The sequence below is a fragment of the Brachybacterium sp. GPGPB12 genome (genome assembly GCF_038396325.1).
GTDB classification, from domain to species: Bacteria; Actinomycetota; Actinomycetes; order Actinomycetales; family Dermabacteraceae; genus Brachybacterium; species Brachybacterium conglomeratum.
The window spans coordinates 3,320,273-3,335,119 of record NZ_CP149573.1 but is presented as its reverse complement, the minus strand read 5'-3'; the positions used below and the strand labels follow the sequence as shown (position 1 = coordinate 3,335,119).

Below are 14,847 nucleotides of genomic sequence, written 5' to 3'. Positions count from 1 at the left end.
GGTCTGGCTGAGGAACACCCACGCCAGGGGCAGGGTCACCACGGCGGCGCGCCGAGATAGGCGAGGGTGATCATCGGTTTGCGGCCGACGCTGTCGAAGAAGTGTCCCAGGATCACCGGCCCGGCGAAGTTCGACAGCGCCCAGAAGATGATGAAGAGCGGGGCGAGCGACGCGCCCACGTCGTAGAAGGACGAGAGCAGAACGCCGAGGTTGAAGGTGATGCCGTTGTAGAGGAACGCCTGTCCGACGAACAGCGCGAGGCACAGGATCGAACGCCGGGGGTACTTGCGGAACGCGACCGAAGCGATCTCCCGGAACGGGATCGCCCTGCGCTGACGGATCGTGAGCGAGCCCTCCGCCGCGGGCGCCTTCTCGCCCCGTTGCTCCTCGACGCCCTGCTCGATCCCGCGCACGATCCGTTCGGCCTCCTCCTCGCGGCCGTGGATGAACAGCCAGCGGGGGCTCTCCGGCACGTGGCGCCGCACGATCAGCACGCAGATGCCGAGGACCGCGCCGAAGCCGAAGGCCAGTCGCCATCCCAGATCGATGGGCAGCAGCACTGTGCTGAGCGAAGACCAGCGACAGCGCGGAGCCCGCGGCCGAGCCCAGCCAGTAGGAGCCGTTGATGATCAGGTCGACCCGCCCCCGCACCCTCGCGGGGATCAGCTCGTCGATCGCGGAGTTGATGGCCGCGTACTCGCCGCCGATCCCGGCGCCGGTCAGGAAGCGGCAGAGGAAGAAGTACCAGGGGGAGAAGGAGAAGGCCGTCGCCACGGTGGCCACGAGGTAGAGCACGAGCGTCCACAGGAAGAGCTTCTTGCGGCCCAGCCGGTCGGTGAGCTGGCCGAAGAAGAGCGCACCGAGGCAGGCGCCGACGATGTAGATGGCACCCGCGACGCCGATCTGGGCGGCGGAGATGTCCAGACCGCTGCCGTCCTCGGTGAGCCGGGCGGCCACGTTGCCGACCATCGTCACCTCGAGGCCGTCGAGGATCCACACGCCGCCCAGCCCGATCACCACGCGCCAGTGGAAGCGGGACCAGGGCAGGCGGTCCAGCCTCGAGGGCACCTGCGTCGTGATCGTATCGGTCCCGGCCTCGGCCATCGGTCCGCCCTCCTCGCTCGGGGATGTCGCGGGGCCGACGGAGGACGACCGCTCAGCGACGTCCGGGGAACGTAGCCCTTCGCCGCCCGTCGCGGCAAGGCTCCTCCCCGCCGGTCGGTCGGGAGCGGCCGGTCGGTCGGGAACGTGCGTCGAGGGCCCCGACGGCGGGACGACGACGGCGGGGGATCCGGTCCGGAGTCCCCCGCTGTCGTCGCTCCCCCTCTCCGCGCGGTCGCGACCGCGTCGGATCAGCGGGGGCTCATTCCCACTCGATCGTCCCCGGGGGCTTCGAGGTGATGTCGAGGGTGACGCGGTTGATCTCGGAGACCTCGTTGGTGATGCGGGTCGAGATGCGCGAGAGCACGTCGTAGGGCACCTTGGCCCAGTCCGCGGTCATCGCGTCGTCGCTGGTGACGGGGCGCGACGACGACGGGGTGGCCGTAGGTGCGGCCGTCGCCCTGGACGCCCACGGAGCGCACGTCGGCCAGGAGCACGACGGGGCACTGCCAGATGGTGCGGTCCAGGCCCGCGGCGGTCAGCTCGGCGCGAGCGATCGCGTCGGCGGCGCGCAGGATGTCCAGGCGCTCCTTGGTGACCTCGCCGATGATGCGGATGCCGAGGCCGGGGCCCGGGAAGGGCTGGCGCCAGACGATCTCGTCGGGCAGGCCCAGCTCGGTGCCGACGGCGCGCACCTCGTCCTTGAACAGGGTGCGCAGCGGCTCGACCAGCTCGAAGGAGAGGTCCTCCGGCAGGCCGCCGACGTTGTGGTGGCTCTTGATGTTCGCCGCGCCCTCGCCGCCGCCGGACTCGACGACGTCGGGGTAGAGCGTGCCCTGGACCAGGAACGCTTTGGCCTCGGCGTGGGCCGAGTCGCCCTCGCCCTCGACGACGCCCTGCTCGCGCAGGATCTCCGCCTGGGCCTGCTCGAAGGTGCGGATGAACTCGCGGCCGATGATCTTGCGCTTGGTCTCGGGGTCGGTGACGCCGGCGAGCGCGGTGAGGAACTGCTCCTCGGCGTCGACCATGACGAGCTTCGCCCCGCCGGTGGAGGCGCCGAAGGCCTTCTCGATCTGCTCGGACTCGTCCTGGCGCATCAGGCCGTGGTTCACGTACACGCAGGTGAGGCGGTCGCCGATGGCGCGCTGCACCAGCGCCGCGGCGACGGCGGAGTCCACGCCGCCGGAGAGGCCGCAGATCGCGGTGCCCTCGCCCACCTGGGCGCGGATCCGCTCGACCTGCTCCTCGATGACGTTGCCGGTGGTCCAGGACGGCTCGATGCCCGCGCCGCGGTGGAGGAAGTTCTCCAGCACCTCCTGGCCGCGGTCGGAGTGGCCCACCTCGGGGTGCCACTGCACGCCGTAGAGCCGCTTCTCGCGGTTCTCGAAGGCGGCGACGGGGCTGGCGGCGGAGGTCGCGACGACGTCGAAGCCCTCCGGCGCCGCGGTCACGGAGTCGCCGTGGCTCATCCACACGTTCTGGTCGACGTCCTGGCCGGAGAGCGGCTCGGAGGAGGCGTCGAGGGCCTCGAGGCGGGTCGCGCCGTACTCGCGCACTCCCGTCGGGGAGACGGTGCCGCCGGCGGCCGCGGCCATCGACTGGAAGCCGTAGCAGAGTCCGAGCACCGGCACGCCGGCCTCGAGCAGGGCCGGGTCCAGGCGGGGTGCGCCCTCGGCGTAGACGGAGCTCGGCCCGCCGGAGAGGATGATCGCGCGGGGATCCTTCGCGAGCATCTTCTCGACGGCCATCGAGTGCGGGACGATCTCGGAGTAGACCCGGGCCTCGCGCACGCGACGAGCGATGAGCTGTGCGTACTGGGCGCCGAAGTCGACGACGAGGACGGGGCGCTGGTCGGTGTCGGTCACAGGCGCGAGTCTACGTCGCGCCCGGGCCCCGGGGCGCCGCGGTCCGGCTCCCCCGGGGCGAGCCTGCTCACGCCGGGCCCGCTCCTCGGGTGCGGGCCCGACACCGCTGCCCCGGTCGGGAAGGGCCCGGTCGGGAGGGGCCCGGTCACCCGGCGGTCAGATCCGCTCCTGGTCCTGGATCGTGGGACGTCGCGCGAGATCGGACTCGACGCGCTGGTGGGTCCAGCGCTCGCCGAAGAAGGACAGCACCGGGACGACGCCGAAGAACATCAGCAGCGAGCATCCGCGGCAGGCCCCAGCGCATCTTCATCCACAGGTCGAAGCCGAGCACCACGTAGACCATGTAGATCAGGCCGTGGATCGGGGACCACACCGAGGAGACCTGCTCCCAGAACGGGGAGGTCGAGGTGAACCAGGCGTCGCCGCCGAAGACGACATAGCGCATGGTCATGATGCCCACGAGCACCAGCGGCGCGATGCCCTCCACGATGGAGGCCACGCGGAAGCGGGCGAAGGAGGTCCTGGCGGCGACTTCGTCGAGGGGGCGTTCTGCGGGCACGGTCACACGTCCTTGTCGGGGGTCTGCTGGGGGGCGGGGCGGGAGCTCGGGGCGATGCCCGAGGGGGCGAGTCCGGCGGCGTGGTCCGCGCCGTCGGCCTGATCGCTGGAGGCCTCGGCGAGCGACCTCTCGACCTCCTCGCGGCGGTCGTCGAGCTCGTCGCGATAGGCGGTGCGCACCGAGCGCCACCACAGGTACAGGAAGAACACGCCGAACGCCACCCACTGGAAGGAGTAGCCGATGTTCTGCCAGTCCAGGCCGCGGGAGAACTGGGACTCCGCGGCGGGCGCCGCCGAGAGCGGGGCCTCGGCCTCGTCCAGCGCGAGATAGCCGGCGTACATGGGCGAGCCCCACTCGTTGACCAGCAGCGGGGTCGCGATCTCCCGCGCCACGCCGTCGACGACGCCGCCGGAGGCGGACTCGCTCGCCTCGAGGCGTCCGGAGAGGTGGACCTCCCCCTCCGGCGCGGCGGGGGCGAGGGCGGGATCGAGCACGCCGTCCTCGCCGGTCACGTCCTCGGCGGGCGACCAGCCGCGGGCCACGGGCAGGCGAGCCTCGGTGCCGTCCTCGAGCTCGACGAGAAAGGCGGTCACCACGATCACGGCGTCCTGCCCCTCGATCCGGCGACCGGGGACGAGCACCTGCTCGCCGGCGGCGAAGCGTCCGTCGGCCGTGACGATGTCGCCGACCATCTCGTTGGTGACGGCGTCGCCGACGCCGACGACCTCGCGGATGTCGCCGATCTGCTGGGGGCCGTCGGCCTTGTCGGTCAGCGCGCGGTGGGCGCGGTCCCACTGCCATCCGGCGAGGAGACCGCACACGATCGTCGCCACGATCATCAGGGCGAGCGACCCGAGGAATCGGGGACGGAGGGCGACGCGGAGCATGGCCACCATGGTACGAGCCGGCGCCCGGACAGGGCCTGGAGAGGGACCTCGATCACGTCCGGGTGAACGGGCGACCGGGGCCAGGCCGCCCCACCTGCGCCGTTAAGGTCCCCGTCGTCTCGGACCGGCGTCTCGGCGCGGCGCGCGGCGGCCCGTCGGCCGCTCCCCCGTACCCGAGCCGACGGCTCCTGGCCGGGACTCCCGGCCCCGTGCCACGGGAGGGCCGCGCGCCTATGCTGGGGTCGTGTCGCAGAGTGTGTATATCGCCAGCCCGGAGGGGATGACCGGCAAGTCGATGGTGGCTTTCGGTCTGCTCGAAGCCCTCGCCTCCCGATCCGATCGCGTCGGGGTGTTCCGCCCCGTCGTGCGCTCGACGTCCACGCGCGACTACGCGGTGGACCTGCTCATCCGCCACCCCGCCGTCGACCAGGACTACGACGACGCGATCGGCGTGGACCACGAGCTGGTCCTGTCCGATCCGGATGCCGCCCACGAGCGGATCCTCGCTCGCCATCGCGAGCTCGCCGAGCGCTACAGCGTGCTGGTCGTGCTCGGCTCGGACTACGACGACCTCGCCAACCCCACCGAGCTCGCCTTCAACGCCGAGGTCGCCGCCAACATGGGCGCGCCGGTGGTGGTGGTGCTCTCGGGGCTGGACCGCAGCCCGGACCAGATCGGGGCGCTCGCGGCGGTCGCCGTCGGCGAGTTCGGCGGCCACCATGCGATGCCGCTGGCCGTCATCGTCAACCGCGCCGAGGCCGCGTCCCTCGACGCCGTGCGCGAGGCCGTCTCGGCGAAGGTGCCCGGCGCGCTGGTCTCCGCGATCCCGGAGAACCCGGTGATCATGGCGCCGACGGTGCAGGAGCTGAAGGACGCGGTGGACGGCTCGCTGCTGATGGGCAATCCCGAGTGGCTCGAGCGCGTCTCCGTGGGCACGGTCATCGCGGCGATGAGCCTGCCCAACGTGCTCACCCGTCTCACCGAGAACTGCACCGTGATCGCCCCCGGCGACCGCTACGACCTGCTTCCCGGGCTCGTCATGGCGCGAAGAGTCGGGCACCTTCCCCGCGCTCTCCTCGATCGTGCTCACGGGCGGCTATCAGGTGCCCGAGGAGGTGGACCGCCTCATCTCCGGCGTCAAGCAGGACCTGCCGATCATCACCTCGGAGCTGTCCACCTTCGACACCGCGGTGCGGATCGCCCGCTCCCGCGGCCGGCTCAGCGCCGCGAGCGCGCAGAAGCTCGACGCGGCGCGTCGCGCGGTCGCCGAGCACCTGCCCACGGAGGAGTCGCTCTCCGCCCTCGAGGTGACCCGCAGCGAGGTGGTCACCCCGATGATGTTCGAGTTCGAGTCGCTGGCCCGCGCCCGCGGGGAGAAGAAGACGATCGTCCTGCCCGAGGGCGAGGACGAGCGGATCCTCGCCGCGGCCGAGTCGATCCTCGCCCGCGGCGTCGCGGACCTGGTGCCGCTCGGCGAGGAGAACACGATCCGCGCCAAGGCCTCCCAGCTCGGCCACGACATCTCCGAGGCGCGCGTGGTCTCCCCGCACGATCCGGAGCACGTCGAACGCTTCGCGGAGGAGTACGCGCGGCGCGTGCCAAGAAGGGCGTGACCCTCGAGCAGGCCCGCTCGACGGTCCAGGACGTCTCCTACTTCGGCACGATGATGGTGCAGATGGGCGAGGCCGACGGAATGGTCTCCGGCGCGGTCCACTCCACCGCCCACACGATCCGCCCGTCCTTCGAGATCATCAAGACCAGGCCCGGCGCGAAGATCGTCTCCTCGGTGTTCCTGATGGCGCTCGAGGACCGGGTGCTGGTCTACGGCGACTGCGCCGTGAACCCCGACCCCACCGCCGAGCGACTCGCCGACATCGCGGTGCAGTCCGCGGCCACCGCCGCGCAGTTCGGCGTGGACCCGCGGATCGCGATGCTCTCCTACTCCACCGGCACCTCCGGCACCGGGGCCGACGTGGACAAGGTGCGCGAGGCGACCGAGCTGGTGCGCTCCATCGACCCATCGCTCGACGTGGAGGGTCCGATCCAGTACGACGCCGCGGTGGACGCCTCGGTCGCCAAGACCAAACTGCCGGACTCCTCGGTCGCGGGCCGGGCGACGGTGTTCGTCTTCCCCGATCTCAACACCGGCAACAACACCTACAAGGCCGTGCGCGCTCGGCCGGCGCGATCGCGATCGGCCCCGTCCTGCAGGGCCTGAACAAGCCGGTCAACGACCTCTCCCGCGGAGCGCTCGTGGACGACATCATCAACACCGTCGTGATCACCGCGATCCAGGCCCAGGCGGCCGACGCGGAGAAGGCCCCGACGGAGCCGACGAAGGAGAAGGCATGACCGCCTCCGCCCATGCCTCCTCCGACAGCGCCGAGCGCCCCCGGACGATCCCGGACGCCGCGACGGTGCTCGTGCTGAACTCGGGCTCCTCCTCGCTGAAGTTCCAGCTTCTGGACCCGACCGCGGAGGAGGTCTTCGCCTCCGGGATCGTCGAGCGGATCGGCCTGGACAACGGCGTCGCGCGTCTGGAGACGGGCTCGGTCACCCAGCCCTTCTCGGGCGAGGTGCCGAACCACGTCGTGGCCATGGAGGTGGTCATGCGGCTGTTCGAGCAGGCAGGACTCTCCCTCGAGGAGGCGAACGTGGTCGCCGTCGGCCACCGCGTGGTGCAGGGCGGGGCGCGCTTCTCCGCCCCGAAGCTCATCGACTCCTGGGTGCGGGACCAGATCAAGGACCTCGGCGCGCTCGCGCCGCCGCACAACCCCGCGGCGGTCGACGGGATCGACGCGGCCCGCAAGCTGTTCCCCGCGATCCCGCACGTGGCCGTGTTCGACACCGCCTTCTTCACCTCGCTGCCGGAGGCGGCGCGCACCTATGCGCTGAACAAGCAGGTCGCCGACGAGTACCGGATCCGCCGCTACGGCGCCCACGGCACCAGCCACCGCTACGTCTCCGAGCAGGTCGCCGCGCACTTCGCCGCGCAGGGGAAGGACACCTCCGCGCCGCGCCAGATCGTGCTCCACCTGGGCAACGGCGCCTCCGCCTCGGCGGTGCGCGGCGGCGACCCGGTGGAGACCTCCATGGGGCTCACCCCGCTCGAGGGCCTCGTGATGGGCACCCGCACCGGGGACATCGACCCGGCCGTGTACGCCCACCTCTCCCGCGGCGCGGGGATGGGCATCGATGAGATCGACAACCTGCTGAACAAGCGCTCCGGCATGCAGGGGCTGTGCGGGAAGAGCGACTTCCGCGACATCACCGCCGCGATCCGCGACGGGGACCGGGACGCGGAGCTGGCGATGCAGGTGTACGTGCACCGGTCGCGCAAGTACGTCGGCTCCTACGCCTTCGTGCTCGGCGGCCTCGACGCGATCGCGTTCACCGCCGGCATCGGCGAGAACGTGCCGGAGGTGCGCGAGCGCGTGCTCTCCGGGCTCGAGGGCTTCGGGATCCGTCTGGACCGTGCGCGCAACGCCGAGCGCGTCAAGGGCGTCCGGGTCATCTCGGCCGACGACTCGCCGGTGACGGTGCTGATCGTCCCGACCGACGAGGAGCTCGCGATCGCGCAGCAGGCGCTGGAGGTCGCGCGCTCGAAGCGCTGAGCAGGCCGAGCGGGCGGCGAGGTCGACCCGGCGGAGCATCGCTGCGGAGCAGGCCCAATGTGCCAGGCGCCGCCATCGCGCGACAGGTCTCGCTCGCACGATGCCGCTCTCGTCGAGCGCGACGAGCCGTCCCGGTCGGAGGGCGCCGGTCGGTCGCGCCGCTGGATATCCTGTGGTTCGCATCCATGCGTCCTGAGGGGGAACCGATGACCTATCCGCCTGCCTACGGCCCTGCCCACAGCTATGCCCCGGCTCCGCGTCGTCGCCGCCGCGGGCTGAAGCGCACGATCTTCGGCGGGCTGGGCCTGGTCGCCAACGCCATCGGCCTCGTGGTGATGCCGATCGTCGCGGCGATGATCGGAGCTCTGCTCATCTACGGGGGAAACACGGAGATGACTCCGCTGGACCCGGCCGGGGACAGCTTCGAGGCCTCGACCTGGTCCATGTACTCCATCGCGGTGCCGCAGGAGGACCTCGCCGCGACGACCTGCGAGATCGAGGGCGCCGACGTCACCGTCGAACCGGCCGAGGCCTCCTCCTCGATGGGCTCGGTGGACGGCGTGTCCTACTACGACCTGTACTCGGTGCAGGTCTTCGGCGACCAGGAGGTCTCCGTGACCTGCACGGGCGGCGAGTCGGTCGCGCTCTGGGATGCGGGGATGGGCGGCTTCGCGATCAGCATCGGGGTCGGATTCCTCGCGCCGGTGGTGCTCGGTCTGGTCGCGCTGGTGATGCTGATCTGGGGGATCATCGCGCTGGTGCGCTCCGCCTGAGGACTCGGGCGAGGAGCCTGCGGCGTGAGATCTCGCGGGGATCCCGAGGCGTGGAGCCCCGCCGCGGGAGCTGTCATCCCCGTGGTCGTCTCAGACGGTGGTGACGACCTCGACCCGCTGGAACTCCTTGAGGTCGAGGTAGCCGGTGGTCGCCATCGCGTGGCGCGCGCGCGCCGACGAGGTTGGTGGTGCCGTCGGCGGAGATCGACGGGCCGAAGAGGATCTGCTCGAGCGGGGCGACGGTCCCGACGGGGACGCGGTGGCCGCGGGTGAGCGTGGGGTGGTGCGCCTCGCTGCCCCAGTGGTGGCCGCGGCCGGGCGCCTCCTCGGCGCGGGCCAGGGCCGCACCGACCATCAGGCCGTCGGCGCCGCAGGCGATCGCTTTCACCAGGTCGCCGCCGCGGCCCAGGCCGCCATCGGCGATGACGTGCACGTAGCGGCCGCCGGATTCGTCCATGTAGTCGCGGCGGGCGGCGGCGACGTCGGCGACGGCGCTGGCGAGCGGGACCTGGATGCCGAGGGTCTCGCGGGTGGTCTGCGAGGCGCCGCCGCCGAAGCCGACGAGCACGCCCGCGGCGCCGGTGCGCATCAGGTGCAGGGCCGCCGTGTAGGTCGCGCGACCGCCGACGATGACGGGGACGTCGAGCTCGTAGATGAACCGCTTGAGGTTCAGCGGCTCACGGCCGGTGGAGACGTGCTCGGCGGAGACGGTGGTGCCGCGGATGAAGAACAGGTCCACGCCCGCGTCGACGACCGTCTTCCAGTGCTCCTGGGTGCGGCGCGGGGAGAGGGAGCCGGCCGCGGTCACGCCCGCATCGCGCAGTCGCTGGATGCGGTCGCGGATCAGCTCGGGCTTGATCGGCTCCTCGTAGACGCCGCGCATCACCTCGACCACGCCCTCCTCGGAGGCGGCGGCGATCCGGTCGAACTGCGCGGAGGGGTCCTCGTAGCGGGTCCACAGCCCCTCGAGGTCCAGCACGCCGAGTCCGCCGTGCTCGCCGAGCGCGATCGCGGTCTCCGGGGACATCAGGGAGTCCATCGGGGCGGCGAAGATCGGGATGTCGAAGTGGTAGGCGTCCACCTGCCAGGCGGTGGAGACGTCCTCCGGGTCCCGGGTGCGTCGGGAGGGGACCACCGCCACGTCGTCGAAGCTGTAGCTGCGGCGTCCCCGCTTGTTGCGGCCGATCTCGATCTCGCTCATCACACCGGGGAGTCTACCGATCCCGGGGACCGCGGCGGGCCGGCCGCCGGGGAGGACCGCCGTCCCGGGTCGTCACAGCGGCCAGGCGGTGTTCACGTCCGGGGTCCTGCCCTTCTTCGTGAGCCACTCGTTCATGCCCTCGGCCCAGCGCCCATGCCAGCCCACCTGCTCGCGGTGGAGCTCCTCGAGGGCGGAGGAGGCGACCTGCGGGTACTTCGCGGCGATCGCGCGGACCACGTCCAGCGTGGCGGAGACGTCGACGTCGGCGGTGTGGAGGCGACCGTCCTGCTCGAGGCCGTAGTGGGCGAGGACGTCGGTGAGGGTGCGCTTACCCTTGCGGTATCGGTCCACGCCGCGGTCGATGACGAGCCCGTCGATCACGGGCGCGATGTCGTGGCCGAGCCGCTGGACGAGCGTGGGCAGGCCCAGGCGGGTCAGCTCGTTCTCGAGGATCGCCAGGTCGAAGCCGATGTTGAAGGCGACCAGCGGCACGTCCTTCCCGAGCGCTTCGACGATCATGCCCGCGACCTCGTCGAGCGCCTCGGCGGGTCGCATGCCGTGCTCGCGGGCGTGCTCGGTGCTGATCCCGTGCACGCGCTGGGCGGGCTCGGGGATCTCCACGCCCGGGTCGATCAGCCAGGTCGCGACGGTCTCGTTCTCGCGCCCGGGGCCGACGGAGTGCACGAGCGCGACCGTGACGATCCGGTCCCGCTCGACGTTCGTGCCGGTGGTCTCGGTGTCGAAGCCCAGCGGCCGGGGCGTCGATCCAGGAGGGGGTGCTCATGCCCTCAAGACTAGGGCCCGGCGCCCGTGGTCCGTCCCGCACGGCGAGCGCTGTGGACGTGAGGGCCGTGGGGAGGAATGATCACGGGGCACGCCCCGCTTCCCGACCTCGAGGAGACCCGATGACCGCTCCCGCCCTGTACCTGCACCTGCCCGGCACCGCCGCCGAGGCGCTCGAGTTCTACCAGGGGGTCTTCGGCGGGGAGACCTCGACCGCGACCTATGCCGAGTTCGGTCGGACCGACGGCCCCGGCTCCGCGGTCGCCCACGGCACGCTGAGCGGTGCGGTGGACCTGTACGTCTCCGACGCGGGCGAGCACGACGAGCCGTTCTCCGCCCGCGGGCTCATGGTCGCGGCGCTCGGTGCGGCCGAGCCCACCACGCTGCGCACCTGGTTCGCGGCGCTCGCCGAGGGAGGCGACGTGGTCGACCCGCTGCAGCGGCGCGACTGGGGCGCTTCCGACGGCCAGGTCCGCGACCGCTACGGGGTGCTGTGGCTGATCGGCTACGAGCACGGCACGGACCCGACGGCCGACGCCACCAGCACGCAGGGGGACACCACCATCACGCAGGAGTGACCGGGCCGTCGGCCGACGGAGCGCGACACCGCCGGGTGCCCGATGACGTCGGCGCGACGAGCCCGGCGGCCTCGCTCAGCGCGAGGAGTAGTTCGGGGCCTCCATGATCGCGGCCATGTCGTGGGGGTGGGACTCCTTGAGCCCCGCCGCGGTGATGCGCACGAACTTCCCGCGCTCCTTCAGCTCCGGAACGGTGTTCGCGCCGACGTAGAACATCGACTGGTGCGACCCGCCGATGAGCTGGTGGACGACGGAGCCGAGCGCCCCTTGTAGGAGACGCGGCCCTCGATGCCCTCGGGGACGATCTTGTCGTCGCTGGGGACGTCGGCCTGGAAGTAGCGGTCCTTGGAGAAGGACTTCTTGCCGCGCGAGGACATCGCGCCGAGCGAGCCCATGCCGCGGTAGGCCTTGTACTGCTTGCCGCCGACGAGCACGACCTCGCCCGGGGACTCCTCGGTGCCGGCCAGCAGGGAGCCGACCATGACGGTGTCGGCGCCGGCGACGAGCGCCTTGGCGATGTCGCCGGAGTACTGCAGGCCGCCGTCGCCGATCAGCGGCACGCCCGCGGGGCCGCAGGCCTTGGCGGCCTCGTGGATCGCGGTGACCTGCGGGACGCCGACGCCGGCGACCACGCGGGTGGTGCAGATGGAGCCGGGACCCACGCCGACCTTGACCGCGTCGGCGCCCGCATCGACGAGCGCCTGCGCGCCCTCGCGGGTGGCGACGTTGCCGCCGATGATCTGGACGTCGGCGAAGTAGGGGTCGTTCTTCAGGGTGCGGATCATCTCCAGCGCCAGGCGGGCGTGGCCGTTGGCGGTGTCGACGACGAGCACGTCGGCGCCGGCGTCGCGCGCCTGGCCGGCGCGCTCGAGGGAATCGCCGAAGAAGCCGACGCCCGCGCCGACGAGGAGGCGGCCCTGACTGTCCTTGGAGGCGTCGGGGAACTGCTCGGACTTCACGAAGTCCTTCACGGTGATCAGCCCGGTCAGGCGGCCCTCGGCGTCGATCAGCGGGAGGCGCTCGCGCTTGTTCTTGCGCGCAGGGCGGTGGCCTGCTCGGGGGTGACGTCCTCCGGCGCGGTGAACAGCTCGGTGGTCATCACGTCGGCGACGCGGGTGGTGGACCACTCGGCGACGGGGATGAAGCGCAGGTCACGGTTGGTGCAGATGCCCAGCAGGCGCTGGCCCTGGTCGACGACGGGGAGACCGGAGACCCGGAACTGGCCGCACAGGGCGTCGAAGTCCTCGAGGGTCGCCTCGGGGCCGATCGTGACGGGGTTCGTGATGCGGCCGGTCTGGGTGCGCTTGACGAGGTCGACCTGGTGGGCCTGGTCCTCGATGGAGAGGTTGCGGTGGAGGATGCCGATGCCGCCGTGGCGGGCCATCGCGATCGCCATCCGCGACTCGGTCACGGTGTCCATCGCGGCGCTGGCGAGGGGGAGCTTGAGGGTGATCTCCCTGGTGAGCCGGGAGGAGGTGTCCGCCTCGGAGGGGATCACGTCGGTCTCCCCGGGAAGCGACAGGACGTCGTCGTAGGTCAGGCCGATGAAACCGAAGGGATCCGCGCTCGTCATGCAGAAATGCTACGTCCCGGAGAACCGGGGCGGGCAGGCCGTCCGACGTGGGAACGGCCACGTCTGCACCTCGGCCCCACCCCGGGAGTTCACCCCGATGACACCACGATGACACTTCTCGGCCTAGAGTGGCCGCGGCGCGCGAGGGCCGTCCGGCCCCCGCGCCCCTCCCCCGTACCTCCTCACCCCGGGAACGCGACGATGGCACGCACCTCCGCCCAGGACTCGACCGACGCCCCCGTGACCCAGGGCTTCCTCGGTCCCGATCGCAGCTGGCACGTCGGTGCCGGACTGCTGACCATCGCGACCGTGGTCGCGTTCACGATCTGGGCCTTCACCCACACCGGCACCGACGTCAGCGCCTTCCTGCTGATCCTCGCGATCGCGTTCGGGCTGTTCATGGCGTTCAACATCGGCGGCAACGACGTCGCGAACTCCTTCGGCACGAGCGTCGGCGCCGGCACCCTGACCATGAAGCAGGCCCTCGTCGTCGCGGCGGTCTTCGAGGTCTCCGGCGCCGTGCTCGCCGGCGGCTCCGTCACCGAGACCGTGCGCGCGGCATCGTGGACCTCGAGGGGATGTCGCTCGACCCTCTCGCCTTCGCGCTGATCATGATGTCGGCCCTGCTGGGCGCCGCGGTGTGGCTGCTGCTGGCGACCAGGATGGGCTGGCCGGTCTCCACCACGCACGCGATCATCGGCGGCATCGTCGGCGCGGCGGTGACCACGGGCCTGGTCACCGGCACCGGCGGCTTCGCCATGGTGCAGTGGGGTGAGATCGGGAAGATCGCCGTGTCCTGGATCCTCTCCCCGTCGCTGGGCGGCATCGCCTCCTTCCTCCTGTTCGGGGCGATCAAGCGCCGGATCCTCGCCCCCGCCGCCCGCGCGATCGCGCTCGGCTCCCGCGGCTACGACGACGCGGAGGACGACGATGACGACGATGAGGAAGACGACGCGGATGAGTCGTGGCGGCGTCACGTGCCCGCCTCCGAGCGCATGACCGAGTCGCAGCAGTCCGCCTTCGCCGAGTCCGCGGCGCTGGACCTCACCCCGGGCGGCCCGGGTGCCGAGCTCATCGAGGCCTCCGCGGACCTGACCAAGAAGGAGCGCAAGGCGGCGCGCAAGGTGGAGCGCAAGGCCGCCTACCACGCCCTGGAGAAGCGGGTCCCGCCGCTGGCCGCCGGCGCCGCGATGCTTGCTGGCCGCGATGCTGGTGTTCAAGGGCCTGGACAACGTGGGGCTGAACATCTCCGTCGGCGGCGGCGTGCTGATGCTGGTCATGCTCGCGCTCGGGGTGTGGATGGCGACGACGATCTTCGCGCGCGCGCTGAAGAAGCAGTCGATCTCTCGGGCCACCTTCATCATGTTCAGCTGGATGCAGGTGTTCACCGCCTGCGCCTTCGCCTTCTCCCACGGCGCCAACGACATCGCCAACGCGATCGGCCCCTTCGTGGCGGTCCTCGACGTTCTGAAGACCGGGCAGATCGGCGCGGAGGCCGCGGTGCCCACCGCCGCCCTGATCGCCTTCGGCGTCGCGTTGGTCTCGGGTCTGTGGTTCGTGGGCCGCAAGGTGATCCACACCGTCGGCACCGGCCTGACTGCGATGCACCCCTCCTCCGGCTTCGCCGCGGAGCTGGCGGCGCGACGATCGTGCTTTGCTCGCCTCGGTGCTGGGGTCGCCCGTCTCCTCCACGCATATCCTGATCGGCGCGGTGCTCGGCGTGGGCATCGTCAACCACGCCGCGAACTGGCGGCTCATGCGGCCGATCTTCCTCGCCTGGATCATCACCCTGCCCGCCGCCGCGGGCATCGGCGCGGCCGGCGTGCTGGTGCGCGCGCGATCTTCTGAGGCGCCGGCCTCGGCGGCGCACGGTCGCGCAGTCCGCCACCGCAGCACCTGCGCCCCGCGCCCCG

At 71.7% G+C, this 14,847-nt stretch carries 8 protein-coding genes and 6 pseudogenes; 5 read left to right on the top strand and 9 right to left on the bottom strand.

Annotation, left to right across the window (positions count from 1 at the left end; translation table 11 throughout):
• Positions 1-35 precede the first annotated feature (35 nt).
• The 5 genes and pseudogenes from WKH84_RS19470 to WKH84_RS19450 form a co-directional block, all read right to left on the bottom strand.
• Complete coding sequence (locus WKH84_RS19470) at positions 36-560, bottom strand: MFS transporter (protein WP_341856975.1); 525 nt, start codon at positions 558-560, stop codon at positions 36-38.
• Positions 561-615: 55 nt separating this feature from the next.
• Positions 616-969 (bottom strand): annotated as a pseudogene (locus tag WKH84_RS19465) (MFS transporter); the annotation flags it as partial.
• 394 nt (positions 970-1,363) lie between these two features.
• Positions 1,364-2,966: pseudogene (gene guaA / locus WKH84_RS19460) on the bottom strand (glutamine-hydrolyzing GMP synthase).
• Positions 2,967-3,111: 145 nt separating this feature from the next.
• Positions 3,112-3,525, bottom strand: a complete 414-nt coding sequence (locus WKH84_RS19455; protein ID WP_341854817.1) for a DUF3817 domain-containing protein — start codon at positions 3,523-3,525, stop codon at positions 3,112-3,114.
• 2 nt (positions 3,526-3,527) lie between these two features.
• Positions 3,528-4,412 (bottom strand): SURF1 family protein, encoded by an 885-nt coding sequence (locus WKH84_RS19450; protein ID WP_341854816.1) that lies wholly within the window; start codon positions 4,410-4,412, stop codon positions 3,528-3,530.
• A gap of 244 nt (positions 4,413-4,656) precedes the next feature.
• Between WKH84_RS19450 and pta the strand changes: the two are divergent.
• The 3 genes and pseudogenes from pta to WKH84_RS19435 all read left to right on the top strand — a co-directional run bounded on the left by pta (position 4,657) and on the right by WKH84_RS19435 (position 8,799).
• Positions 4,657-6,764 (top strand): annotated as a pseudogene (gene pta, locus WKH84_RS19445) (phosphate acetyltransferase).
• Entirely contained in the window at positions 6,761-8,026 is a 1,266-nt protein-coding gene (locus WKH84_RS19440) for an acetate kinase (RefSeq protein ID WP_341854815.1), read from the top strand. Before pta ends, WKH84_RS19440 begins: the two are co-directional and overlap by 4 nt.
• 206 nt (positions 8,027-8,232) lie before the next feature.
• Positions 8,233-8,799, top strand: a complete 567-nt coding sequence (locus WKH84_RS19435; RefSeq protein ID WP_341854814.1) for a hypothetical protein — start codon at positions 8,233-8,235, stop codon at positions 8,797-8,799.
• A 90-nt stretch (positions 8,800-8,889) separates the two neighbouring features.
• Here WKH84_RS19435 and WKH84_RS19430 read toward each other — a convergent pair.
• Both WKH84_RS19430 and WKH84_RS19425 read right to left on the bottom strand, forming a co-directional pair.
• Positions 8,890-10,000, bottom strand: a pseudogene (locus WKH84_RS19430) (GuaB3 family IMP dehydrogenase-related protein).
• 72 nt (positions 10,001-10,072) lie between these two features.
• Positions 10,073-10,750 carry an exonuclease domain-containing protein gene (locus WKH84_RS19425; protein WP_341856974.1) on the bottom strand — a complete coding sequence of 226 codons (678 nt, stop codon included), beginning with the start codon at positions 10,748-10,750 and terminating at the stop codon, positions 10,073-10,075.
• Between the two features lie 155 nt (positions 10,751-10,905).
• Between WKH84_RS19425 and WKH84_RS19420 the strand changes: the two genes are divergently transcribed.
• Positions 10,906-11,361, top strand: coding sequence for a VOC family protein (locus WKH84_RS19420; protein WP_341854813.1), 456 nt, complete (start codon positions 10,906-10,908; stop codon positions 11,359-11,361).
• A 75-nt stretch (positions 11,362-11,436) separates the two neighbouring features.
• On the opposite strand, the pseudogene WKH84_RS19415 reads toward WKH84_RS19420, so the two are convergent.
• A pseudogene (locus WKH84_RS19415) lies at positions 11,437-12,320 on the bottom strand (IMP dehydrogenase).
• Positions 12,321-12,367: 47 nt separating this feature from the next.
• A complete protein-coding gene (locus tag WKH84_RS19410) occupies positions 12,368-12,934 on the bottom strand; it encodes an IMP dehydrogenase (RefSeq protein WP_341854812.1) in 567 nt (188 codons plus the stop codon).
• Between the two features lie 201 nt (positions 12,935-13,135).
• Here WKH84_RS19410 and WKH84_RS19405 point away from each other — a divergent pair.
• Positions 13,136-14,765: pseudogene (locus WKH84_RS19405) on the top strand (inorganic phosphate transporter); the annotation flags it as partial.
• Between the last annotated feature and the right edge of the window lie 82 nt (positions 14,766-14,847).

Bases quoted from the DNA above. Each gene is read 5' to 3' on its own strand.
- WKH84_RS19450 (WP_341854816.1), bottom strand. From the start codon at position 4,412: ATGCTCCGCGTCGCCCTCCGTCCCCGATTCCTCGGGTCGCTCGCCCTG.
- WKH84_RS19440 (WP_341854815.1), top strand. From the start codon at position 6,761: ATGACCGCCTCCGCCCATGCCTCCTCCGACAGCGCCGAGCGCCCCCGG.
- WKH84_RS19435 (WP_341854814.1), top strand. From the start codon at position 8,233: ATGACCTATCCGCCTGCCTACGGCCCTGCCCACAGCTATGCCCCGGCT.
- WKH84_RS19420 (WP_341854813.1), top strand. From the start codon at position 10,906: ATGACCGCTCCCGCCCTGTACCTGCACCTGCCCGGCACCGCCGCCGAG.
- WKH84_RS19410 (WP_341854812.1), bottom strand. From the start codon at position 12,934: ATGACGAGCGCGGATCCCTTCGGTTTCATCGGCCTGACCTACGACGAC.